The organism is Dolichospermum circinale AWQC310F (assembly GCF_000426925.1).
GTDB classification, from domain to species: Bacteria; Cyanobacteriota; Cyanobacteriia; order Cyanobacteriales; family Nostocaceae; genus Dolichospermum; species Dolichospermum circinale.
In genome coordinates this window covers 88,542-111,934 of record NZ_KE384665.1, presented here as the reverse complement: position 1 = coordinate 111,934, position 23,393 = coordinate 88,542, and the positions used below count along the sequence as shown (strand labels likewise).

The window sequence follows — 23,393 nt, the reverse complement described above, 5'->3', positions numbered from 1 at the left end:
TGCGTGGCGTAGCCATACAAGAATTAGTAGGTATCAATTCTGTCTTTCTTCCTGTGTTCCCTGACCACATAAGTAAATTCACACAATCAAACCGGATTCCTATATATGACAAAAACATGAGTGAAAAAATAGACCATGACCGTTTATTTAAAGAACTGATATCCACATTTTTCATAGAATTTATAGAACTATTCTTTCCCGAAGTTCTTAAATATCTAGATACCAACTCAGTTTCATTATTAGACAAAGAATTATTTACAGATGTTACCGCAGGAGACAAATATCAAACCGACTTAATAGCCAAAGTCCAATTTCTAGGTAAACCTTCTTACTTTCTCATTCATATTGAAGCTGAATCAGCAGCAAAACCGAAATTTAATCAAAGAATGTTCCGTTATTTTTCCAGGCTACATGAAAAATTTGACTTACCAATTTATCCGATAGTCATTTTTTGATATTCTTCTCCCAAAACCCTAGCCGTAAATAACTATCAAATCAGCTTTCCTGATTTAGAAGTGCTAAAATTTAATTATCAAGTCATACAACTAAATCAGTTAAATTGGAGAGACTTTTTAAATCGTCAAAATCCAGTTGCATCTGCTTTAATGTCAAAAATGAATATAGCACCAGCAGATAGAGCAAAGGTAAAAGCAGAGTGTTTAAGGTTGTTGGTAACTTTAAAATTAAATCCGGCAAAAATGCAACTGATATCAGGATTTATTGACACATATTTGCGACTGAATAAAATAGAAGAACAGAGATTTAAAGCAGAAATAGGTTCATTAATACCAGCGGAAAAGGAGGAAGTTATGCAAATAGTTACTAGTTGGATGGAACAAGGTATTGAAAAAGGCATTTAGCAAGGTATTCAGCAAGGTATTGAAGAAGCAATTACCAAGGAAAAAGATTTAATTGTCCGTCAAAATAAGAGAAAAGTGGGAAATATTAATATGGAATTAGAAAACCGGGTGAAAAGTTTAAATATCGAGGTAATTGAAGTGTTAGCAGAGGCAATATTTGATTTAGATACTGTAGAAGATCTACAAAATTGGTTAGACAAGCATAATTAAGTTAAAATTTATAAAACTGTACTTGACTTATTACAGCAGTTACAGATATTCTGAGGTACAGATATTAATGATAAAAATATTGTGGTGCGGGCATCTTGCCCGCTAGATATGTACCTCATAACACCGGGAAGTGCTGTATTAATCATTCCTATTCATGAAAAAGCAAAAATTTCGCATTTTATGAGTTAAGGGTATTGACTTGTGCTGGGGAATTTGGTATACTAGATTCCGATAAGGAAGAACTATCTTGCAGCAATTGTATTTAATTACAAAAATCGCTATACTTCAGATCCCAGACTTCTTGAAGAAATCCGGGGTCTGATGGACTAGGAATATAGGAAAATTTAAGAATGAGAATCTTGGGGTAAAATCATTTCTCGAATGGCTGTGGCTGTGGCTGGGGCGAGTAAAACACCATTGCGATAGTGTCCCGTAGCCAGAAGAACATTAGTAAAACCCGGTAACTTATCAATAACTGGCGCTGGTCGTCCTTCAGGACGGGGACGCAATCCCGACCAAGTACGGAGAACCTTAGCGGCGGCTAAATCTGGGGTAAAAGCGATCGCTTGTTGTCTGACGGCATCCAATAAAGCTTGATTTGCAGGTATTTGGTCTTGATCATTAGGAAATTCTACCGTTGCACCAACCCAATAATCACCATTGCCCATGGGGACAATATGCACATCATTACCAGTAATCACCGGTTGAAAATCAGGATTTCCTAAAGTTCGTCCTAAACTTAGATATAAAGCTTGTCCCAGCACCGGACGGATATTTACCATCTGATCTAATTTTGCAGTTAAAGCCTTTGAACCCAAACCCGCAGACATGATAAACCAATCAGCGGTGACTTTACCTTGTGTAGTTTCAATAAAATTACATTTGTGTGCTTCTCCCCATGCTTTTTTGATGTGTAAGGGTGTTGGGGGGGCTGGTGGAGGAGTTTCTGTACCCGTCACAGACACACCAAATTGAAAATTTACCCCATTGCGTTGGGCAGCATCTACTAAAGCTAAAGTTAAAGCTGTAGCATTTAATTGTAGATCTTGGGGAGAATAGACAGCGCCTATACTTTGGGGATAATTAACCTGGGGGCAATATTTTCGGAGTTGTTCTTGATCCCAAACTTGTAATTGCCAACCTTGAGATTGACGAATTTCCCGCAATTGTTCCCATTCTGAAAGTACCTCAACGCCACTTTCTAGGGGACGCTCTAAATTTTCCGATAACAGCATGACGATTCCTTGCCGGTTACAGGGGATTTTCCGCCCCGTAATTGCTTCTAATTCAGGAATCAAAGTTCCATAGCGTTGGATACTACTTTCTCGCATTCGCCAAGCAATACCCTTAGTTTTACTGCTAATGACACCCATTAATACACCAAGGGCGGCGCTGGTAGAACCTTGTGCCGGTTGTTTTTGCTCAAAAACAGTGATATTTAAACCTTTAACTTGGCTCAGTTCATAGGCGATCGCCGCCCCAACCACACCACAACCGATAATTACTACATTCATGGTTTTCGCACTTGAGTCAGGGGTGAAGAATGAAAAGTCTTCCTCTCCACCCTATCACTCCATTACCCTAGCATTTTGTGATTCAAGACTCGAAAGCAGTCAGGAAGCAGGGAGTAGAGGGAGAAATATATTATTTATTATTCTTTACCCTATTCCCTGTTTCCTCCTACCTCTTGCCTGTGGCCTTTTCCTTTAGCTACTTTTTTCGGGAACTAGTTCTAAAAACTTGTCAATATCCACAAAAGCCTCTTTGTAGTTACTCAAAGCTTGACTGGTATTGCCAACGGTAGCAGATTGATCTATTTTTACTAAGTCCTTCAACAAATCTTTAATGATTTGTCTTGCCTTTCCCTGGTTCTGCCGTGCCAAATTGGGGACTACATAAGTCATATTTAACTTAGCTTCCGTCATCGGTCCATGGATAAAATTGCCGACTTTTATCCATTCACCCTCAGAAATCAAGCTTTTCAGTTCCCCTTGGCGATCAATTACCGCTTTAATTCCCGGAACATACTCCTGAATTTTAGCAACTTCCGCTGCTGTATAAGATGGTGGTAAAGTAGCAACACTAGGACCACCACAACCAATCAGGAATGTTGCTAATAATACGAAAATCAGTGAGAAAATAGAACGTTGACGCACCATAAATGGAAATTAATTTTTTCTTTAGTTGCCGATGAACAGTGTTATTTTAGATCGCTATGTAATCAACCGTTACAATTAACTTAGGTTTTTCTGTCTTTATCTTCATCTTCCCTCCAGGTTAACCGAATATAGGAGATTATTGAGTGAACGCAGCCGAACAAGCCACAAACCTCGAATTTGCCAGCAAAATTGCTACGGTGGTCAATTTGTTTAAATACGAATTTCCTGATGTCAAATCCGATCTCAAACCCTGGCATAATGACCTGGAAACCAGAGAATTAGTAGATCCAGATTCCATTGACATCGCTTTTCACTTCCCCGGTGTCAGCAAATCTTGGCGCTGTCGTAGTATTTTAATTCAAATTCGATTTTATCAAGATCCCATCACTGATCACCGTCGCGCCATTGGTGTAGAAGCGGCTGGATTTGACCATCGTGGTGAAGTTTGGCGACTTTCTACCGTGGAAACCTGGAGTTTTATCGGTGATTCTGTACCTTTGGCTGTTGTTGGGGAAAAACTCAAACAGGTTTGTCGGCAAATTTTAGAGGTGTTTAATCGGCCGAGTCAGTAAAAATAATTAGTTTTTCTGTTGATCTAACGCCCATTCCCACCTTTGCTTTAAATCATTACAGTGATTAGAGGGTAAAACTTGATCATGTTGAAGTCTACCAACAACAATTCCCGGTGCAATATCAATCTCATTAGCAAACTGGATAATATTGGTTTTACTAATTTGTGAAACTGAGTCCAGAAATCGTTGTAAATCTCCAGGAGGAATGAGTATATCCGCAGAGAATTTGTTAGCTTCCTGCTCTTTTTCTTGATCCTCAACGGAGATAATACCTGTTCCCTCAAGAAAGAAATCCCGCTTACCATGTAGTAAAATATGACCAGCTTCATGGAAGAATGTAAACCACAAATGATCATCAGTTTTATACCGCAAACTGAGTTGAATAAGGGCTTTGTCAGCATTCAACCAATGAGTTGCACCACTAGTTCGCATTTTCGGAAGTTCTGGCAGAAAAACCACAGCCACACCAGCTTCTGCGCATAATTGTACTAGTTTTGGTTGGAAAATTTCCGGTGGTTCTAATGTGAGAGTACGGATTTTTTGTAGTGTCTCTTTAAACTTATTAGCATTGTAAGGAGCGCAAACAATTGCCGATGCTTCGATTTCTCCCCGACGTAACCAAGCAGATACAGCTTTAGGGTCGCTTTGAAATGCTTGAGATTGACGAAAATTTATATGATGATTCAACCATATACCCTCCCATTGTTCAGGGGAGGCGACGGCGAAAAAATTTAACACTTCCCGCAGTTGCTCTACTTTATCCCCACAGCGGCGAATCCAGCCAGATTTAATCATAGCTGTGACAGGGATTTCTTTCAGCCAGGGTACTTGTTTTGCTAAACGCTTTTTTTCTTCCTTTTGTGCTAAAAATTCCCGGTAATGTCGTTCGTGATTGTTCCAAAAACTGGCTGGGATATTGAATACCCGTTCTAGTTGTAATGCTGTTTCTGGGGTAATTGCGGCTTTACCCTTAATAATTTCATTAATTGTTTTTTTTGGTCTTCCTGTCCGTTCAGCCAGTTCTGCTTGGGTCATACCCCTATCTTCCAGCACTTCCAACAGGGTATCCCCCGGAGGTGAAACGTAATCTGGATTGTACCGATTTTGGATCTTACTTTCCATGATAATTCTCCACGCCGATTATTTTTACGGTAGTTACTTGATTCCAGTCGAGACCACCATCTAATTTGGTGGGAATTGGGTCATTTGCGGGTTCAAAGATGAGTCTGTATGGATGATCCAAGTCAAGCGCTAATTGACCTGCTCGATCATGAACTAATTCGTGGCAACGTCCAGGAACATTTCGCATATCCTCTAGTACGTTGGCGTAAAGTAAGGAATTGAGCCGTTTTTGGATGCGTTTTGCTCTATCTGCACCATGATTTTTGACTAAAAGGCGTTGCTTATTGCACTCTTCTTCAAACTTGCTATTCTCGAATACAATATCCATTATACCAATCTTTCATAAATATTGTTAACCTTTAAGGTTAAATATATTTTAGGCTTTAAATGCAAAAATAACGGCAATAGCCCAGAAAAGAGGTTTAAATTCTTACATAATAGAACTTGTGTACTAAATTAAAGTCTAACTCAAAATTACTCATGATCAGTTTTGCAACTACCATCTACACAGTATACTGATTGATAGGTTTGAGAACGCTTCCCAAACAATGTATAACGATGATCCCGAATTTGTTCATAAAACCTATCCCCAGCCCATTTCATCCCCGGTAACGCCCGATACGCATCCACAAATATACTACCCAAAGGCAATAGTCGTCCAATTTCCTCAGCAGCATTACTACCTTGCCAACGTTTCTCTGTGGCATTACTATCAATTAAAATCATCCCCTGTTGACAATCTATGGAAGTAATTCCCCATTGGCATAATGTCTCTTCATCTTGCATAGAAACGTAGCGAAACAGTTTCCCTTGGTCTAAAGTTTCCAACAATTGGACTAAAGTTACACAAAGATTACAGTTGCCATCATAGATCACGTAGTAGTTCATAAAATTATTAGCCATAGTGTATTTTTGGTAAGTATCTTACTTTTTAGTGTGTATTGGCGAATATATAGCGTTTCTCAGTTTAATGAAGTACAAAATTATCTGCGTTTATCTGCGTCCATCTGCGTTCAATTGAATGGGAATGGCTATATTTGTGTTTACTTTACTATATAAACAGGTGAAAAATATTATCTAGTAGAAACAACTAACTATTAATAGCAGTGTTTACTCAGATTCAAAGGTTATGCGCTCCGACTGATATGCGGGTGGCTCAACATGAATTAAAATCCTGACTGGACTGAAACGTTCTTCTAGTTGTCTTTCTACTTCTTCAGTGATAATATGAGCAGTCTCTACATCGCCTGCATCTACAATTAAGTGCATTTCTATAAATACTTGACGGCCAATTACACCACGGGAGGCGATATCATGACAGTTAATGACACCAGGTACGGAAACTGCAATTGTATGAATTATTTCTGGAGCGATCGCCATTTGGTCTACCAGCCAAGGTAAATTTTCTTTTAAAACTGACCAACCACTCCAAAATACCAGTAAAGCCACTGGGAAAGCCAGTAGGACATCTAACAACTGATAACCCAACCAAACCCCGATTAAACCACCAATAACGGAGATTGTCACCCACACATCACTCATGGTATGGGTAGCATCAGCGACTAAAATGGAACTACCGACTCTTCTCCCGACATTGCGCTCATAAAAGGCGACGAAAATATTTACTCCTAACACAATCAGTAATAACCACAGTTCTATAGGTGATACTTTCACAGGTTCACCACCTTTGATAATTCTTTCTACTGCACCTTGGACAATTTCAAAACAGGCTATACCTAAAAATGCAGCGATACCTAAAGCCCCCACTGCTTCAAATTTATTGTGTCCGTAAGGATGCTCTCGGTCTGGTAATGGTGAAGAAAACTTAATAGCAACTAATCCTAAGACATTATTAGCACTATCTGTCACACTATGTAAAGCATCCGCTAGTAAACTTAACGAACCTGTCCAATAACCTACAACGACTTTTAAACCCATGACGAATACATTCAGCAGGAGAGTGATAATTAAAACTTTTCTGACTTCAGTGCGGTTATCGTAAGTCATATATTTATAATTGTGTAATTGTGGAAAAAAAGAATGGAGAATTTATTATTTTACTGTACAACAATAGGTATTTATTTCTAGGAATAAATATCCAGGAAATAGGTCAAAAGTTGCTAATTAGGAATTAATCTCTTTATTACACAAAAAGATACTCAACTTCTTTGAGAAGTTGGGTATCTGGTAGCATCTTCAGGTAATATGGATAATTACGAATTATTTTTAATAAGTAGCTTATGTCTTCTGTACCTCTAACACTAAATCTAGTAGAAGGTTCTGTTTCCTTCAGTTTTTCACCCCAAGCAGCGCAAGAATTAAAAGCAGAAATCAATGAATTAATGAAAAGCCTCAAAGCTGTTGCTGCTAAAACCACCCCAGGTACAGGTAAAGTTAGCCCCCAACCCTCCCTGGAGTATCGTTATACTGGGGATGTATTTGTGGAGATATTTTGTAATCCTAATATCTGGCCTACTCCCTTTGCGGCTAAAGTTTTGTTAACAATTCGCAATTTAGGTATTCGGTTGACAACAGAAGCGGAACTTACCCGCGTTATTGAGGATCTTAATCAGTATTTAGAGCAGTTTTAAATTAGGTAGTAGGGAAGAAGGGGAATTTTTGCCAATAAACATCTGGTGAAAATTAAATGTGCGTATATCTCACTCTCATACAGAGTATGGGAATGAGATCACCAGATAAGTTAGCACCCCTGACTAAACTTGTCACCAAATTCCGGTGGAGCTATTGTTACTAAGCTATTTTTTGCCTTGACTTGCTTTATTAAATATTTTATGTATATACTATGTAATAGGATTTTTAACCAGACAACACCCAAAGTTACCAAGTATGGATTTGGCAATATGAGCAACTCAGTATATAAAGTATTTGAGGAAATCGAGTTTAAAGCCAAGCTACTGGCACAATATTGGAATAACTTTCACACAGAAATATCCCAGCATTTACCAGAGAGTTATCAGCCAGAAATACAAGAACTATCCAACAACTTAGAACTAGCCTTAAATCAACTCATTTACGAATTACAAAATCCTACTCTTACCTTAGCCACCACAGGGACTACAAGTAGTGGTAAAAGCACCTTAGTTAATTTATTATGTGGTGCTGAAATTGTCCCAGTTGCAGTTAGTGAAATGAGCGCGGGTGCAGTGACTATTGAGTATAGTAAAGAAAAATCTCTGATCATTCATGAAACACCGGGGGCGTTATGGGAATGTGGAGAATGGAGAGGAATTAATGATGATAAAATCCGTCAACGTCTTTACACGACGATGATAAATTATATTGACAACAGAGAAACACAGGCAAATTTAACCAGTCCACAATTTACAATTTCTTACCCCTTCAGATTTTCAAATGAATTTCAGTTAGAACTGCCACGAGGAACAAAGGTAAGAATACTTGATTTACCTGGGTTAGCTCATGTGGGTGATGAAAATAGCGCAAATGTTATTAGGCGGCAATGTCGAGAAGCTTTATGTATTGTCACATATAACAGTGAAGAGACCGATAAGCAGAAAGTCAAGAGTTTATTGCTAGAAGTTGTAAAGCAGGTAAAAGAGTTAGAAGGTTCTCCTGCACGAATGCTTTTTGTTCTCAATAAAATTGATGTTTTTCGGAAAAATGAGTATTGGCCAGAATCAGAAAATCGCTTTGTAGAAAAAGCTATTCGTGATATTAAAAATGAATTGACGGAACGATTAAGGGACTATACACCAGAAATTGAAAATTTGGAAGTAGTAAGACTGAGTACATGGCCTGCTCTATTATCCATTCAAATACAAAATTCCGATGATAACTACAGTTTTAATGCGTGTGAGAAAGCAGATACACATTTTAAAACATTAATCGGAAAAGATATATTAGGAGATTTGCACCGTAACACAGAAAAATGGAGCAGACACGATAGAAAGAGAGTTGCTGAAGCATTATGGCAAAATTCCTATGGTGAAGAATTTCAGGAAAATTTACGAGAGCATATTAATAAACATTTTCCCCAGTTAGTCATTCCACAAATGATAGATCGTTTTAATATTGCTGCTGGAAATGCTATCAAAGAATGGGCTTTACAAACAACAACAGCAATTCTTAATAGTTGGCAAGAAAACTATCAACAAGAATGTAAAAAGATAGAACAAAGTAGATTCGCACTTGAGCGTTTGTTAGAATTTAGCACCACACAACTCAGAGAGCCTTTTGAAAGATTAGATATAGAGATTCAGCAAGCCTTTACAGGACAGTCAAAAAAACAACCAGGTTTTTACTTGGAGAAAACTCTTAAGGAACTCACAAATGTTGAACCTTACAATAGATTGGGAGATAAGTTGTTTCCACTATATGCATGGCCAAGAGAATTACGTCAAGGTATAAACAGTGTTTTAGAAGCAGTTGCAGGATCTTTAAAAAATGGAACAGTAGATTTACAAAACACATATTTACAGGAAGTAGACTACAGAAAGATAACTTCTTTAAAAAGTCGCTTAGAAGGACTAATTAAATTAGGCTATACAGGTTCTCTTGCACAAACAGGTGAAGAAACAGTAGCAAAAACTGATTATGAGAAAGATCAGCTTCAGGAAAAAATTCAAGGTCTAAATAAAGAATTTAACCTATTAGCCAATGATTTAAGTCTTGTCATGGAAGATGTGTTGCAAAAAATTTGCAAGCAAGAACTCAATAGAATGCACAACGCAGTCGAGGAACTTTTTAAATGTTATTTATCTTACTTTGAAACAAAAGCGAACGAATCTGCACCAAACATGGGAATCAATTTCCCTGAATCTAAATTGCTTCAAGTTGAAAAGCAGCCTAAAATAAACTTTAAATTTCAAGCTGATTTTCTAATTACAGACGGTACTGTTACAGAAAAGACTAGAAGTTTTTTCCGATGGTTGTGGTTTGAAGAGTTCGATAAAACTCGCTCTACTAAAAATGCAAAAATACTTAGTGCAGATGAATTACTTGAAAAGTGGCTATCTCAGGCTGGAGATGCCGAAGGAGAAATTGTTAAAGAGATAGCTGAATGGTTACTTAAACAAATTGGTATCCTAAAAAAAAATGTAGGTGAAATTCAGAATGATATTATTGACCGTTATCAAACCAGACTTAATCAAGCTAACAAAGAAATTACCGTAGATTTCGAGAGGGAAAGAAATGTTTGGCAACCTATGCAGCAAAAAGCTCAACAAATGGCAAAAGAGTTTTCTATTCTAAACACTTTATTAAAAGAGGAGTCTTAAAATACAATGGCAAACAATAATTTCAAAGTTTTATATCAACAACTTGTTAAAAAAGTGAGTGATCCTAATCAATCACGCAACTCAGAAACTGGCCGTTTATATAAAACTATTCGGATAATAGTTGGGGAAGAACAATCACAATCATCAGTAAAAACAAGAGAAATATGTGATTATTTTGGAATAAAATCTGATTCTTCTATAGAAGAAGATAAGGAAATAATTGATAACTTGTTGGATGTAATTTTTGCAGATAATATACTTTTTCGAGAATCTGCAAAAGCTGTCAATAAAACTGCAACATTTCTGAATAATTGTAATATAGGGGGAAATATGGAGTTGTGGATACTTATAATAACAGGACTGACATTAGTTGGGGGGATTACTTACAACAAAATCAGTAGTAAGCAAAAAGATCAAGAATCACAGGAGTCAAAACTTAAAGAAGGAAAACAGCAACCCAGTTATCAAAGTCCACTTCCTGTTGATTTATGCCTTATAATTCCAGCATCCATAGCCAGCAATTTAGAAACTGGTTCAACTTTAAATTTTGATCAATTAATAGATATTATAAATAGGGCATCATATTTTCTATGTACTACAGATGTCAACTCAAAAGTTAAGTTGAACACGACAAATGAGGTTCGATTGTCTGATAGTAAACGGGAAGTTTATATCAAAATCAATATTAATGATGGTCGAAACGTGATTAATAAAAAGACGCGTTATTCCTTGAAAGAAAATCTCTCTGAAAATGTGCAAGGTTATATTGAGGAATTAGGATGTCTTATGGATCTTTCTGGATTAGAAGAATTTAACCGTATTTAAGGAGTATCTACAAAATGGATTGGAAAACAGCATCTTCCTACTACGAAACCCGTTTAACAGACGCATTAAACATCCAAAGACACGCCGTTAATTTAGCCAACTTACCTCAAGCAGAAGTTCCCGCAAAATTAAAACAAATCCTAATACAAGAAGCACAACCCGCACGTCGTCAACTAGAAAGACTCAAAAAACGTGAATTTCGGATTGCAGTTGTTGGGTTAGAAAAAGCCGGAAAAAGTACCTTTGTTAATGCTTGGTTAGAATGTGATTTACTCCCCGCAAAAGGAGGAAGATGTACATTTACCACCACACAAATTTATTCAGTTGAACATGAATCAGAACAAAGATTAGAAGTACAAGCAAAAACCGAAGCTGAATTTATTAACTTACTCAAAGAATTAGAAAAAGCTCAAGCCCAAGAAGATATTAATACTATTCGCACCAATGAAATCACTTTACAAGAAGTGAGACAAGAAGGAAATCTAACATTTCCATTTACGAGATTAGAGGATATTCGAGAACCTTTAAAAAAATATGTCGCAGATGAAAAATATGCTCATGCTGTGTTAGAAGCGAGACTTTATACAAACAAACTTGCACAAGCGGAAGGGATTGTATTTTATGATGTTCCTGGTTTAGATTCTGGTTTAGCAAAGCACGTTGACGAAGCTCAAGAAATGTTATCAGATTGTGATGCTGTGATATTAGTACAGCGTTTTACCAGTCTGCGAGAAAAGGAATTAGAAATCATTAAGTTTACAGAACAGGGAGATAAAAACGTCACTGTTGCTGATAAATTATTTGTATTTTTAAGTCGCATTGATTCATTAGGTAGTGCAGAAGCAATGAAAACCCACATTCAAGAAGCTGCTCAAGATTGGTTAAAACGGGCAAATTTACCAAATCATAGAATAGTTTCTGGTTCTGCTGGTGCATATTTGCTATTAAATAATATTGCTGGAGAACAAACTAAATTAGAAATAGGAGATACTCATGTTATTCAATCTCATTTACAGAGATTAACAGGTATTGATGATGTGGAAATTCTCAAAACAGATGCTACTGGTATGCCGATAATTAAGGAGAAAATCTTTGATTATATTAATACCGAAAGAGTCGCTATTTTAAGGAAACGGTGTGAAGCTTCTCTAAATACAATTATTAGCACATCTGAAGAAATTTATCGTTTAGTTAGTAAAAATCATCCAGAAAATCCTGAACAGGCCAAGCTATTTGCAGAAAACAATCAACGGGTTTTATTTGCAGAATGGTGGAATCAAAAATGGTTAATCATTAAAGCTGATTTACAAAAATATTATGATACCTATGTTGTCAATAAAGCTGTAGAAGATTTAACTGCTAATTCTCTAACTCAAATAGAGAAGTTTCGAGAAGGATATCTGGAAATCGTTGATCAGGAAATGCAGAAACTCCGAGGGGAAACATTTAAAAAGAAAGATACTATCTTTTTGGCTAATTCTAATCCTGAATTTGATAGAATGAAAGCTAACTTTGCTTGGAGAGAGGATTTGTATAATGATATAAGTAGACTTTTATCTAATATTGCTAGACAATTGGCTTTAGAATTACAACATGAATCCTTAAACTTGGTTACATATATGACAAGTTTATTATGGGGAAGTGATCAAGTAAAAGCTAGGTTAATTGAAAATTCAGAAGATTATTTTTTGGCTAAATTGGAAAATAGTCTCAGTGTCTTATTTTTGCGGTTTGCGCGGCCTGTCGCAGAAGCATTAATTAGAGGTCCTGTTAATAGTGACACGCGCAATAAAATCATTAAAGGTCTGGGGGTAGATATTGAAATTGTTGACAATTATTATAGTGGTAAAGAACCTGCTTATAGTCTTCTGAAAAGATATGTCAAATATGGTGCAGATTTACTTTTTAACTTAGAAGTTCGTCAACAAGTATTGGGAATAACGGGAATAGTAACAGGAATAGCAACAGCAGCTATTAATAATGAAATACCACAACAAGCGGTAATTTTTGAAGTGGAAAATGATATTAATGCTTTTGAGGAATATTTAAAGTTTGCAATTTTTAACGCTGCTAGTTTTGAATCCTATTGTATTCAAGAACTCAAGGGTTTAGTTGATAGTTTTCGAGAAAAGGAAGGTACTTGGACGGGGGTAGCTTTGAATGAATGGTTACAAGGAAATCCACTTTTATTAGCGGAGATACCAAATAATTTAAAATCACAAGCATCTAATTTAGAAGTTAGTGAAAGATTACGACAATTATCTATTGCTTTAAAAAGTAGCTTTAAGTAGCTTTAAAAAGTAATATTATGGAGAATGGGGGAAAGAATATCTAAGAGGGTGTTTGAAAAGTTATGGTTGATGTATCAAATATTTTTTACCCCACCCTAACCCTCCCCTTGCAAAGGGGAGGGAACTGGATTTTTATTGTTTCCACCCTTTACAAGAGGGGAGGGAACTGGATTTTTATTGTTTCCACTTTTAAAACATCCTCTAAAAAACATCACTATGTCAACAAAATTTTTCACTAATAGCGAAGAAAATACCCTAATTAACAAGTTTGCAGGGGTGTTTACATATAATCCTCATATTCAATATTTTGATGCTTTGGTAGGATATTTTAGAGCATCAGGTTATTTTAGGATTAGACCATTTTTAGACAAAGTTCCCCAGATTAGAATATTAGTAGGAATTAATGTTGATAAAATGCTGGCTCATGCTCAAAAATCAGGGCTGGAATTTTTTAAACAAGAGGAAAGGACAAGAGCAGATTTTATTCAGGAAATTCAAAAAGATATTCAAAGTGCTAATTATGATCAAGAGACTGAACAAGGGATTTTACAATTCATTGATGACATAATTCAAAACAAAATTCAAGTCAAAGCACATCCAGAAAAAAACATCCACGCGAAGGTTTATATTTTACGTCCTGAACCATTTAATCAACATACACCAGCTACGGTCATAACTGGTTCTTCTAATCTCACAGATGCAGGTTTGGGTGGGGGAAATTTTTATAATTATGAGTTTAATGTGCAATTAACGGAATATGAGGATGTGCAATTTGCGACTACAGAATTTGAGAAACTTTGGGTTGAATCTGTTGATATATTACCAGTTGATATTAAAGATATCACTAAAGAAACTTATTTGAATGCAGAAACCACTCCCTTTGAATTATATATAAAATTGCTGAGTGAATATTTTAGTGAATATGTTGGCGAAAATATTAATTATGATGCTGATTACATTGGTGATTTACCGGAAAATTTTAAAAAACTTTCTTATCAAGTTGATGCTGTAAATCAAGGTTTTAATATGTTGATTAAGCACAATGGCTTTATCTTAGCTGACGTGGTGGGATTAGGTAAAACCGTAATTGCAGCTATGGTAGCTAAAAAGTTTTTAATGGAAAATGGCAGAAACAATACTAAAATATTAGTTGTTTATCCTCCAGCAGTAGAAAAGAACTGGAAAAACACTTTCAAATATTTTAATATTGACAAATATACCAAGTTTATCACTAATGGTAGTCTTGATAAGATATTAACACAACATCAAGATTATTGGAACAAGGAAGAATATGATTTAGTGATAGTTGACGAAGCCCATAAATTTCGTCATCATAAAACTGGTGCTTTTCAAAACTTGCAATTAATTTGTAAAAGTCCCAGAATAAATCAGGGTTTAATTCCCGGTAATCAAAAAAAAGTAATTTTAGTATCTGCGACACCTTTAAATAATCGTCCAGATGACATTTATTATCAAATTCAAATGTTTCAAGACGCTAGACAGTCAACACTACCAATTACAAATTTAACTGCTTTTTTCAATCCTTTAATGGAACAGTATAAAAGTTTGAAACGATTTGAAGAATTAGATGTGAATAAACTCAGAGCAATTTATGGAGAAATTAGGAGTAAGGTAATTGAACCTATTACTATTAGAAGAACTAGAACAGATTTAGAAAATATTATTGAATATAAATTAGATTTAGTAGCGCAAGGAATTATATTTCCTCAAGTAAAACCACCTCAAAAAGTGGAATATCTCATGGATGAAAAATTAAATGAGTTATTTCATAAAACTGTGATTTATCTGACTGGTAAGGAACAACTGACATATAAACTTACATATAGTCGTTATCAAGCTATAGCGGGGTTAAATCCAGAAATTCAAAGTAAGTATTATGAAAATGCGGAAACGGTTTCTAAATCTTTAGCATTTATCATGAAAACCCAATTAGTGAAAAGATTGGAAAGTAGTTTTTATGCTTTTAAAAAATCATTAACTAATTTTCAACAAGCAACCAATAGAATGATTACTATGTTCGCTAATGATAAAATATTTATAGCTCCTGATACTAATATTAATAAGTTGTTAGATAAGGGTTGGAGTGAGGAAGAAATCGAAAAAGAAATTGAGAGACTAAGCGAAGAAAATCCTAAAAATCAAACTTTTAAAAGTACGGATTTTAAACCTGATTTTATTGAAAGTTTAAGGAAAGATGCTGAAATTTTAAGCGAATTAGTAGAAGATTGGAACGCAATTGAAAATGATCCTAAATTAGATGTATTTATTACTAAATTAAATAATCTATTTTTTGATAAAAAGACGAATTTAGAAGGTAAATTGGTGATATTCTCTGAATCAAAGGATACTGTTGATTATTTGTCCCAGGCTTTAAAGGACAAATTTCGCAAAGATGTTTTGGTAGTTTCTAGTGAAAACAGAAAACAGCTTTATGATACTATTGTTAGTAATTTTGATGCTAATTGTGCGGTAGATAAACAAGTAAATGATTATAATATTATCATGACTACAGAGGTTTTAGCAGAAGGTGTAAATTTACATCGTTCTAATGTGATTATTCACTATGATACACCTTGGAACTCAACTAAATTAATGCAAAGAATTGGCAGAGTTAATCGCATTGGGACAAAAGCCAATGCAATTTATAACTATGTTTTTTATCCCTCAGCACAGGGAGATTCACAAATTCAGTTAAACAAAACTGCTTTGATGAAAATTCAGGCTTTTCATACTGCATTTGGAGAAGATAATCAAGTATTCTCCACTGAGGAAATTTTAGATGAAGTTAAGCTTTTTAGCGGGAATTATCAGGAAGAACAAGACGAAAGATTAAGATTTTTGTACTTTTTAAGAAACTTTAGAAAAAAACATCAAACTTGGTTTGAGAAAATCAAAAAAATGCCTTTAAAATCGAGAGTAGGTAGAAATTCCACTGCAATTAAAAAACCTGCTTTACAAAATGGTACAATTGCTTTTTTAAAGACAGATAGAAAATTTGAGTTTTATTGGATAGATAGTCATAACCAACCCAGACAGATTACACCCTTAGAAGCATTTAAAATATTTGAAGCTGATGAAAACGAAAAACCTGAAGAATTAATCGCTAACCATCATGATCACATAAATAACGCTATCAAGCATTTTGAAAGGATAGAATATAACCTAGTACAATCACAAATAGATCCAGAAGCGTTTGGAGGTGTAGCCCAAAATGCTAAAAAGTTCCTGTCTCAAATTATTAATCATCCTAAAATTATGGAAAAACAAAGGGAAAATATTAAGAAAATTATCATGTTAATTGATATAGGAAAATACACTAATTTACCTGCGGATGTTGACAAATTACAAAAGAAAAAGTTAAAATTAGATGTAGCTATTTTGGAACTTGATAAAATCGCTGAAAAATATAGTCTAGATTCAGCCAATTTCCCAAAAGGAGAAAAAAGAAAAGTTGAGAAACCAGTATTAATTATTTCTGAATCTTTTATGTAATCTACCCCTTTTCTAATATGGTGACAATACAACTAAGACAATTAACAGTACCACCAGGACATAGAATTATATTACACAAAATTTCTTGGCCGGAATTTGAAGAAATATTAACAGAATTAGGAGAAAATCGTGGTAGTAGATTAGCTTATTATCAGGGGAATTTAGAAATTAAAATGCCGTTACCTAAGCATGAAGTAGCGAAAGTTATTATTGGAGATTTAGTGAAAATTATCCTAGAGGAGTTAGAAATTGATTGTGAATGTTTTGGTTCAACTACTTTTAAACGTCAAGATATGAATAGTGGTATAGAACCAGATGATTCATTTTATATTCAAAATCATCTACAGATGATTGGTAAACAAAAAATAGATTTAACTATTGATCCTCCTCCTGATTTAGTCATAGAAATTGATGTTACTTCCAAAACACAATTAGATGCTTATTTAGCTTTAGCAGTTCCCGAAATATGGCGATATGAAGATGATAAATTACAGATTAATATTCTACAAAATGGTAAATATATAGAATCAGAATTTAGTCCTAATTTTCCTAATTTACCAATTTTGCAAATAATTCCTCAATTCGTTCAAGAAAGTCGTATTATTGGGAGAAGTCCTACTTTAAGGAAGTTTCGACAGTGGATAAAACAGAATTAAACCTGCGAATATAATTCGGTGCTACACAAACAAAACCCACCTACGTGGACTAAGAAATGAATGTAATTAACCTATACCAAAATTATGAAAAAACAACAAATCCAAAACCTGTTTAATCAACGTTACAACCAAGCTAAATGGAAACAATTTCTAGGACAAACATTTGCTAATGTGCAATTATTATCAACTCCTGAAAACTTGACAGGTATTGATGATCATGTGGCTACTAATGCTCAAAAATTAGGCTATATATTACTTGACGAAAATGGTATTGATAGACAAATCGCAGTTTATGAAGTCACCCTAGCAAATGGTATTATCTTAGAACGAAATCGGGTAGGATTAAGAAATTTATTGCGTAAATATTGGCAAAATATTGATGCTGCTTTCATTGTTTATCATCATCCAGAAAATACAAATTGGCGTTTTACCTACGTTTCCGACTATGGTACAAAGTTGAAAGAATTTATTTATCAAAATACATTGCTAGAAAAATTTATAGATTTAACTGATGTGGAAGTTTTTGATTCTGTAATTACATATACTGGAATTTTCTTGTTATCCAAAAATAAAAAGAGTTTTTTTAAATATGTTAAACTTGAATCTAACCAAACAAGCTATTTAAAAAATCTATCTAAAATTGAGTTTGATAACATCTCATACGATAAAATTCAAGAAAAAACATGGTTACTAAGTTCTCAGAATTTGCAAATAATTTTTGATAAAATTAATTCTTTGACTCTATTATCAGAATTATCAGATAAAATATTTCAGGGACTTGTTACAAGTTAAGTAAGGTGCGTCAGACTGCATAAATTCTATCAAAAAATAGATTTGTCATATCTGACGCACCCTACAGTGCTATGATAACAAATCATCACAAATATCACTGGAGATGAAAATTATATGACTCTGACAATTGACAACGTAGAAAAAATAGAACAAATATTAAAAGATGATGATAACGACTATCAAATAGAACTACAAGAAGGGAATATTTTAATTATGGGTCCATCGGATATAGAATCTAGTGAAATTGGTGCTGAATTGATTAGATTATTAGGTAATTGGATCAAACCTCGTAAATTAGGAAGAATATTTGACTCCAGTGGTGGGTTTATTATGCCAAATACTGATTTACGCGCTCCTGATGTTTCCTTTGTTTCTGCTCAAAGATTAAAACGGACTGTGAGAGATTTTGGTAATTTAGTTCCCGATTTAGTAGTAGAAATTAAATCAAAAACTGATAGAGTTTCTAAATTAGAAGATAAACTCAAATTGTTTTTAGAATTAGGTGCAAAGGTAGCAATTCTAATCAATCCTGATGAATTAACTGTTACTGTTTATCGTCCTGATGGTAAAATTACATTATTAACAGAAGATGATAAATTAACGGTAAGTGAATTATTTCCTGGTTGGGAAATTGCTATTTCTGAATTATGGCCTCCTGTATTTGAATAGATGTTTATATTTAAGCTTCTAGGTTAGTATGAAACCCAACATGAGTGTCGGGTTACGCTGTCCCTTAACCCGACCTACAAAAAATAGATAACGATTCTATGGTTTATTAAACTGTTACGACTTGACGAACTTCTATCGCTTCTCCTGTCAAACTAAAAGGACGAACTTCGGTAATTTTGACCTTGACTATTTTCCCTTTTAGACAATTAATATCACCTGTAAAGAATGTGAGACGATTTCCCCCGGTTCTTCCCATGACCTGGGTTTTGTCTTTACTGTTTTCAGCTTCTACTAATACTTCTTCAATGCGTCCAAAGTAACGTTGCGATCGCTCGGCTGCTTTAATATTAACTAAATGATTTAATCTTTGCAGTCTGTCGCTTTTTACTTCTTCACTGATTTGATGATCCCACAAAGCTGCTGGTGTACCGGGACGGGGTGAATAAGCAGCGGTATTCAATAAATCAAAACCGATATCTTCTACCAATTTCAAAGTATTTTCAAATTGTACTTCTGTTTCACCCGGAAAACCCACAATGGCATCAGCACTTATTGACGCATCCGGCATATACTCTCTAATAGTATCAATAATTCGGCGATATTTTTCATGAGTATAGCCCCGTGACATTGCTTTTAAAAGCTCATTATCTCCAGATTGAAAGGGAATATGGAAATGGTCACAAACCTTTGGTAATTCAGCACAAGCTTTAATTAATCTTTCTGTAAAATAACGAGGATGACTAGTAGCGAATCTAATTCTTTCTATTCCCGGCACATCGTGTACATAATAAAGTAAATCTGTCAATGTATGCTGATGACGACCTTCGGGAGTAGAACCGGGTAAATCTCGACCATAAGCGTCAATATTTTGACCCAGCAGCGTAATTTCTTTGTAACCTTGTTTTCCTAACTGTTCAATTTCATACTTAATCGCCTCTGGTCTGCGGGACTGTTCCACACCGCGCACGTTGGGAACTACGCAATAAGTGCAACGTTCGTTACAGCCATAAATAATATTTACCCAAGCTGTTACCTGACTATCCCGACGGGGTTGGGTGATATCTTCAAAAATGTGAACTTCTTCCGTAGCGACAATTTGATTACCTTCAAAAACGGACTCTAACAAATCTTTGAGACGGTTAGCGTGTTGCGGTCCCATAACTAAATCTAATTCGGGTACTCGTCGTAATAAAGCTTCTCCTTCCTGTTGAGCGACACAACCAGCAACAATCAAGGTTAAATCAGGTTGTTCATGTTTGCGTTTAGCCTGTCTACCCAAATAGGAATATACCTTTTGTTCCGCATTATCCCGAATGGTGCAAGTGTTGTAAAGAATTACATCTGCTTGATTTGGGTCTTCTGACCATTCAAAATTCATGTCTTCTAAAATACCAGCCATGCGCTCTGAGTCGGCCTTATTCATTTGGCAACCGAAGGTAATAATGTGGTAATGTCGTTTAGTGGTCATTGGGAATTACGCTTAATTAGTAATGTAAGTAGGTTGGGGTTAAAAATTGTCGTTATGACGAGGGAACAGGAAACAGGGAACAGGGAAGAGGATTTGGGCAACTTTACTTTTCGTTACTTGTGTCGGTTTTTTTTCGATCACCTACTTATATCAAGTCTATTTACTATTCTATATTGGAGTAGAAGGGCATGAAAAGTTAAAATCTCAAAATTTTCGCCTTGACTAATATAGGGGGCAAAAGATTGATATGATGATATCCTCTGAAAAACAGGAATGATCAAGCTGAGAAGTCAAAACTTTACTTTATGCTCAAAACTCACAACTACGTACTTAAAAATCAAAACTCCGTCTTCAAAACTCAAAATCCTGTAGTCAGAACTTCCAACCCTGTACTCAGAACTCAAAACTCCCTGCTGAGAACTCGTAACCTGATTCTCAGAAGCCAAAATTTCATCCTCAGAACTCAAAACTCCATCAAATTAAATGCACCATCTGGACAACAATGGGTAAAATTAACCACTAACCCTAAATCTACTTTACCTAACATACCTAATATTAGTGTGGGATGTCATTAAATGATGGTATAGTATAGGAATTTTTACTTAGAGATATGGGAAAAGCGATCGCAGAGATTGGATTTACTATTGATTAGACATCTCCGGTAAAGATTGTAGAGCCGAGAATCCCTACCCATGGAACGTCTCTACAAGGGTTGTAAATCACGCATATTTAATTTTCGGAGATGTTTATTGTAATTGCCAATATCAATCTGTGATTGCCCCAGGGTATTCTTAAACACAATCACTATGGATATATTTTACAGCGGATTACTATAAGAGTGAGGGACACTTTTAGCCGGCAAGATGCCCGCACCACGGGATTTTTATGATTATAGCGGGCAAGATGCCCGCACCACGGGATGTTTATGATTATGGCGGGCAAGATGCCCGCACCACGGGATGTAGAAGCGAAATCTTTTTCTCAAAACCTGCCACCAAAAGACCCAACAAGCGGTACAATTAACAACCAACCCGAAATGCACCCCTTGATATGTATTGCGACTATTTAGTACAAATCCTTACCGCCCGTGTCTATGATGTAGCTCAGGAAACACCCCTCGAATATGCACCCAATCTCTCCCAGCGTATTCATAACAAACTCCTACTGAAACGGGAAGATATGCAGTCAGTCTTCTCCTTCAAATTACGGGGCGCTTATAATAAAATGGTCAATCTCACACCAGATTTACTGAAGCAGGGTGTCATAGCGGCTTCTGCGGGAAATCACGCCCAAGGTGTCGCTTTAGCTGCTAGTCGCTTGGGAACAAAGGCAATTATTGTCATGCCAGTGATTACACCCCAAGTAAAAATTAATGCAGTCAAAGCCAGGGGAGGAGAAGTAATACTATATGGTAATAATTATGACGATGCTTACGCTTACGCTCGCCAATTAGAAGCGGAAAAGGGATTAACTTTTATACATCCCTTTGATGATCCTGATGTCATTGCTGGTCAGGGAACAATTGGTATGGAAATACTCCGACAATATCAACAACCTATTCACGCCATTTTTGTGGCCATTGGTGGTGGTGGTTTGATTTCCGGTATTGCTGCTTATGTTAAACGCTTGCGTCCCGATATTAAAATTATTGGTGTTGAACCCGTGGACGCTAACGCTATGTATCAATCACTGCAATCTGGTGAAAGAGTGCGGTTGTCTCAGGTGGGTTTATTTGCTGACGGGGTAGCGGTGCGGGAAGTAGGAGAAGAAACCTTCCGTTTATGTCAACAATATGTAGATGAAATTATTTTAGTGGATACAGATGCCACCTGTGCGGCCATTAAAGATGTTTTTGAGGATACTCGTTCTATTTTAGAACCTGCCGGGGCATTAGCGATCGCAGCGGCAAAAGTTTATGCAGAAAGAGAAAAAATTGCCAATCAAACCCTGGTTGCTGTTGCTTGTGGCGCTAACATGAATTTTGATCGGTTGCGCTTTGTGGCTGAACGGGCAGAATTTGGAGAACGTCGAGAAGCCATTTTTGCAGTTAAAATTCCCGAAGAAAGAGGCAGTTTAAGAAAGTTTTGTGAATGTATTGGTAAACGGAATTTAACTGAATTTAATTATCGTATTGCTAACGAAAAAGAAGCGCATATTTTTGTGGGTGTGCAAATAGAAAATCGTGCAGACGCAGCAAAAATGGTTGAAAATTTTGAATCTCACGATTTAAAAACCATAGATCTAACAGATGATGAATTAACAAAACTGCATTTACGTCACATGGTAGGAGGACATTCTCCCCTAGCAGAAAATGAACTACTTTATCGCTTTGAATTTCCTGAACGTCCCGGTGCTTTAATGCAATTTGTAACTTCCATGTCTCCTGATTGGAATATTAGCTTATTTCATTATCGCAATAATGGCGCAGATTATGGACGCATTTTAGTAGGAATGCAAGTTCCTCCCCATGAAATGACAGAATGGCAATCATTTTTAGATACTCTTGGTTATAGCTATTTGCATGAAAGTGATAATCCTGCATATAAGTTATTTTTAGGATGATTTAGTCTATATGTAAACATATCTCCCCAACTGCTTGAGGAAGTTGGGGAGATAGGTATTGTGGCTTGGCTATTAGAGATGAGAATTTAACGGTAAAAAACTAATTGTTTGCGGACTAAAACTAGAGGAACTTTCCCAATAATCTACTTTATTAACTTTTACTTTTAGTAAAGCAATATCAGGTTCATCTATCCCTTGAGGAAACCAAATTTCTAATCCTGGCTGCCATTTTTCTTCAAGTTTATCACCGTCTCTTATTAATTGTGCTGAACCTAGTATAGAAACATATCGCTGTTGATTAGGTGCAGAAAAACTGACGTTTACTTGTTGATGATGTTCAATTTCTACGACTTTATGGGAATTAGCTAAAGTGAAAAACCAAAGTGTACCATTATGATCAATTTCATTCCATATTGACATAGGGCGACTATGTAAACTA

Annotated in this window: 21 protein-coding genes and 1 pseudogene; 14 read left to right on the top strand and 8 right to left on the bottom strand. The window is 35.7% G+C overall.

Going from position 1 to position 23,393, the window contains the following annotated elements; all coding sequences use genetic code 11:
- The first annotated feature begins 116 nt into the window (after nt 1-116).
- Nucleotides 117-1,070, top strand: a pseudogene (locus ACIR310F_RS24025) (Rpn family recombination-promoting nuclease/putative transposase).
- 344 nt (nt 1,071-1,414) lie between these two features.
- On the opposite strand, the gene ACIR310F_RS0103200 reads toward ACIR310F_RS24025, so the two are convergent.
- Together ACIR310F_RS0103200 and psbQ are read right to left on the bottom strand one after the other, a co-directional pair.
- Nucleotides 1,415-2,584: an NAD(P)/FAD-dependent oxidoreductase gene (locus ACIR310F_RS0103200; RefSeq protein ID WP_028082572.1), complete on the bottom strand. Its 1,170-nt coding sequence runs from the start codon at nt 2,582-2,584 to the stop codon at nt 1,415-1,417.
- Nucleotides 2,585-2,776: 192 nt separating this feature from the next.
- Complete coding sequence (gene psbQ / locus ACIR310F_RS0103195; protein WP_028082571.1) at nt 2,777-3,229, bottom strand: photosystem II protein PsbQ; 453 nt, start codon at nt 3,227-3,229, stop codon at nt 2,777-2,779.
- A gap of 143 nt (nt 3,230-3,372) precedes the next feature.
- Here psbQ and ACIR310F_RS0103190 point away from each other — a divergent pair, with 143 nt between their 5' ends.
- Nucleotides 3,373-3,801: a hypothetical protein gene (locus ACIR310F_RS0103190; protein WP_028082570.1), complete on the top strand. Its 429-nt coding sequence runs from the start codon at nt 3,373-3,375 to the stop codon at nt 3,799-3,801.
- Nucleotides 3,802-3,807: 6 nt separating this feature from the next.
- Here ACIR310F_RS0103190 and ACIR310F_RS0103185 read toward each other — a convergent pair whose 3' ends face one another.
- From ACIR310F_RS0103185 to cdf31, 4 genes are all read right to left on the bottom strand, one after another.
- Complete coding sequence (locus ACIR310F_RS0103185) at nt 3,808-4,923, bottom strand: helix-turn-helix domain-containing protein (protein WP_028082569.1); 1,116 nt, start codon at nt 4,921-4,923, stop codon at nt 3,808-3,810.
- Nucleotides 4,913-5,251, bottom strand: coding sequence for a type II toxin-antitoxin system RelE/ParE family toxin (locus ACIR310F_RS0103180; RefSeq protein ID WP_028082568.1), 339 nt, complete (start codon nt 5,249-5,251; stop codon nt 4,913-4,915). Before ACIR310F_RS0103180 ends, ACIR310F_RS0103185 begins: the two co-directional genes overlap by 11 nt.
- A gap of 146 nt (nt 5,252-5,397) precedes the next feature.
- Nucleotides 5,398-5,811 (bottom strand): thiol-disulfide oxidoreductase DCC family protein, encoded by a 414-nt coding sequence (locus tag ACIR310F_RS0103175; protein WP_028082567.1) that lies wholly within the window; start codon nt 5,809-5,811, stop codon nt 5,398-5,400.
- Nucleotides 5,812-6,033: 222 nt separating this feature from the next.
- Nucleotides 6,034-6,930 (bottom strand): CDF family zinc efflux transporter Cdf31, encoded by an 897-nt coding sequence (cdf31, locus tag ACIR310F_RS0103170; protein ID WP_028082566.1) that lies wholly within the window; start codon nt 6,928-6,930, stop codon nt 6,034-6,036.
- Between the two features lie 233 nt (nt 6,931-7,163).
- On the opposite strand from cdf31, the gene ACIR310F_RS0103165 reads away from it, so the two are divergent.
- The 8 genes from ACIR310F_RS0103165 to ACIR310F_RS0103125 all read left to right on the top strand — a co-directional run bounded on the left by ACIR310F_RS0103165 (nt 7,164) and on the right by ACIR310F_RS0103125 (nt 18,924).
- Complete coding sequence (locus tag ACIR310F_RS0103165; RefSeq protein WP_028082565.1) at nt 7,164-7,514, top strand: hypothetical protein; 351 nt, start codon at nt 7,164-7,166, stop codon at nt 7,512-7,514.
- A gap of 270 nt (nt 7,515-7,784) precedes the next feature.
- Nucleotides 7,785-10,178 (top strand): dynamin family protein, encoded by a 2,394-nt coding sequence (locus tag ACIR310F_RS0103160; protein ID WP_028082564.1) that lies wholly within the window; start codon nt 7,785-7,787, stop codon nt 10,176-10,178.
- Between the two features lie 6 nt (nt 10,179-10,184).
- Nucleotides 10,185-11,003, top strand: coding sequence for a hypothetical protein (locus ACIR310F_RS0103155; protein WP_028082563.1), 819 nt, complete (start codon nt 10,185-10,187; stop codon nt 11,001-11,003).
- A 14-nt stretch (nt 11,004-11,017) separates the two neighbouring features.
- On the top strand, nt 11,018-13,294 hold the full coding sequence (locus ACIR310F_RS0103150) for a dynamin family protein (protein ID WP_028082562.1): 2,277 nt from the start codon (nt 11,018-11,020) through the stop codon (nt 13,292-13,294).
- Between the two features lie 216 nt (nt 13,295-13,510).
- On the top strand, nt 13,511-16,807 hold the full coding sequence (locus ACIR310F_RS0103140) for a helicase-related protein (RefSeq protein ID WP_028082561.1): 3,297 nt from the start codon (nt 13,511-13,513) through the stop codon (nt 16,805-16,807).
- A gap of 17 nt (nt 16,808-16,824) precedes the next feature.
- The gene (locus ACIR310F_RS0103135; RefSeq protein ID WP_028082560.1) at nt 16,825-17,463 is read left to right on the top strand and encodes a Uma2 family endonuclease; all 639 of its coding nucleotides are present in this window, start codon (nt 16,825-16,827) and stop codon (nt 17,461-17,463) included.
- Between the two features lie 84 nt (nt 17,464-17,547).
- Entirely contained in the window at nt 17,548-18,255 is a 708-nt protein-coding gene (locus ACIR310F_RS0103130) for a hypothetical protein (RefSeq protein ID WP_028082559.1), read from the top strand.
- A 114-nt stretch (nt 18,256-18,369) separates the two neighbouring features.
- The gene (locus tag ACIR310F_RS0103125; RefSeq protein ID WP_028082558.1) at nt 18,370-18,924 is read left to right on the top strand and encodes a Uma2 family endonuclease; all 555 of its coding nucleotides are present in this window, start codon (nt 18,370-18,372) and stop codon (nt 18,922-18,924) included.
- A gap of 106 nt (nt 18,925-19,030) precedes the next feature.
- On the opposite strand, the gene miaB is transcribed toward ACIR310F_RS0103125, so the two are convergent.
- Nucleotides 19,031-20,392: a tRNA (N6-isopentenyl adenosine(37)-C2)-methylthiotransferase MiaB gene (miaB, locus tag ACIR310F_RS0103120; RefSeq protein ID WP_028082557.1), complete on the bottom strand. Its 1,362-nt coding sequence runs from the start codon at nt 20,390-20,392 to the stop codon at nt 19,031-19,033.
- Nucleotides 20,393-20,446: 54 nt separating this feature from the next.
- On the opposite strand from miaB, the gene ACIR310F_RS25170 reads away from it, so the two are divergent.
- The 4 genes from ACIR310F_RS25170 (at nt 20,447) to ilvA (ending at nt 22,954) form a co-directional block, all read left to right on the top strand.
- Nucleotides 20,447-20,584, top strand: coding sequence for a hypothetical protein (locus ACIR310F_RS25170; protein ID WP_231387373.1), 138 nt, complete (start codon nt 20,447-20,449; stop codon nt 20,582-20,584).
- A 113-nt stretch (nt 20,585-20,697) separates the two neighbouring features.
- Nucleotides 20,698-20,967: a hypothetical protein gene (locus tag ACIR310F_RS0103115; protein WP_028082556.1), complete on the top strand. Its 270-nt coding sequence runs from the start codon at nt 20,698-20,700 to the stop codon at nt 20,965-20,967.
- A 356-nt stretch (nt 20,968-21,323) separates the two neighbouring features.
- Nucleotides 21,324-21,461 carry a hypothetical protein gene (locus ACIR310F_RS25165; RefSeq protein ID WP_155963590.1) on the top strand — a complete coding sequence of 46 codons (138 nt, stop codon included), beginning with the start codon at nt 21,324-21,326 and terminating at the stop codon, nt 21,459-21,461.
- A complete protein-coding gene (gene ilvA, locus ACIR310F_RS0103105) occupies nt 21,443-22,954 on the top strand; it encodes a threonine ammonia-lyase, biosynthetic (RefSeq protein WP_028082555.1) in 1,512 nt (503 codons plus the stop codon). Before ACIR310F_RS25165 ends, ilvA begins: the two co-directional genes overlap by 19 nt.
- 72 nt (nt 22,955-23,026) lie before the next feature.
- On the opposite strand, the gene ACIR310F_RS21425 is transcribed toward ilvA, so the two are convergent.
- A partial coding sequence (locus ACIR310F_RS21425) for a pyridoxamine 5'-phosphate oxidase family protein (RefSeq protein WP_231387372.1) occupies nt 23,027-23,393 on the bottom strand: 367 nt, incomplete at its 5' end.

What these genes read in the sequence shown, in the direction of transcription:
- ACIR310F_RS0103200 (WP_028082572.1), bottom strand. Translation starts at nt 2,584, where the DNA reads ATGAATGTAGTAATTATCGGTTGTGGTGTGGTTGGGGCGGCGATCGCC.
- ACIR310F_RS0103125 (WP_028082558.1), top strand. Translation starts at nt 18,370, where the DNA reads ATGACTCTGACAATTGACAACGTAGAAAAAATAGAACAAATATTAAAA.
- ACIR310F_RS0103150 (WP_028082562.1), top strand. Translation starts at nt 11,018, where the DNA reads ATGGATTGGAAAACAGCATCTTCCTACTACGAAACCCGTTTAACAGAC.
- psbQ (WP_028082571.1), bottom strand. Translation starts at nt 3,229, where the DNA reads ATGGTGCGTCAACGTTCTATTTTCTCACTGATTTTCGTATTATTAGCA.
- ACIR310F_RS0103165 (WP_028082565.1), top strand. Translation starts at nt 7,164, where the DNA reads ATGTCTTCTGTACCTCTAACACTAAATCTAGTAGAAGGTTCTGTTTCC.
- ACIR310F_RS0103115 (WP_028082556.1), top strand. Translation starts at nt 20,698, where the DNA reads ATGCTCAAAACTCACAACTACGTACTTAAAAATCAAAACTCCGTCTTC.
- ACIR310F_RS25170 (WP_231387373.1), top strand. Translation starts at nt 20,447, where the DNA reads ATGACGAGGGAACAGGAAACAGGGAACAGGGAAGAGGATTTGGGCAAC.
- ACIR310F_RS0103155 (WP_028082563.1), top strand. Translation starts at nt 10,185, where the DNA reads ATGGCAAACAATAATTTCAAAGTTTTATATCAACAACTTGTTAAAAAA.
- ilvA (WP_028082555.1), top strand. Translation starts at nt 21,443, where the DNA reads ATGTATTGCGACTATTTAGTACAAATCCTTACCGCCCGTGTCTATGAT.
- miaB (WP_028082557.1), bottom strand. Translation starts at nt 20,392, where the DNA reads ATGACCACTAAACGACATTACCACATTATTACCTTCGGTTGCCAAATG.
- ACIR310F_RS0103130 (WP_028082559.1), top strand. Translation starts at nt 17,548, where the DNA reads ATGAAAAAACAACAAATCCAAAACCTGTTTAATCAACGTTACAACCAA.
- ACIR310F_RS0103180 (WP_028082568.1), bottom strand. Translation starts at nt 5,251, where the DNA reads ATGGATATTGTATTCGAGAATAGCAAGTTTGAAGAAGAGTGCAATAAG.
- ACIR310F_RS0103185 (WP_028082569.1), bottom strand. Translation starts at nt 4,923, where the DNA reads ATGGAAAGTAAGATCCAAAATCGGTACAATCCAGATTACGTTTCACCT.
- ACIR310F_RS0103140 (WP_028082561.1), top strand. Translation starts at nt 13,511, where the DNA reads ATGTCAACAAAATTTTTCACTAATAGCGAAGAAAATACCCTAATTAAC.
- ACIR310F_RS0103135 (WP_028082560.1), top strand. Translation starts at nt 16,825, where the DNA reads ATGGTGACAATACAACTAAGACAATTAACAGTACCACCAGGACATAGA.
- ACIR310F_RS25165 (WP_155963590.1), top strand. Translation starts at nt 21,324, where the DNA reads ATGGCGGGCAAGATGCCCGCACCACGGGATGTAGAAGCGAAATCTTTT.
- ACIR310F_RS0103160 (WP_028082564.1), top strand. Translation starts at nt 7,785, where the DNA reads ATGAGCAACTCAGTATATAAAGTATTTGAGGAAATCGAGTTTAAAGCC.
- cdf31 (WP_028082566.1), bottom strand. Translation starts at nt 6,930, where the DNA reads ATGACTTACGATAACCGCACTGAAGTCAGAAAAGTTTTAATTATCACT.
- ACIR310F_RS0103175 (WP_028082567.1), bottom strand. Translation starts at nt 5,811, where the DNA reads ATGAACTACTACGTGATCTATGATGGCAACTGTAATCTTTGTGTAACT.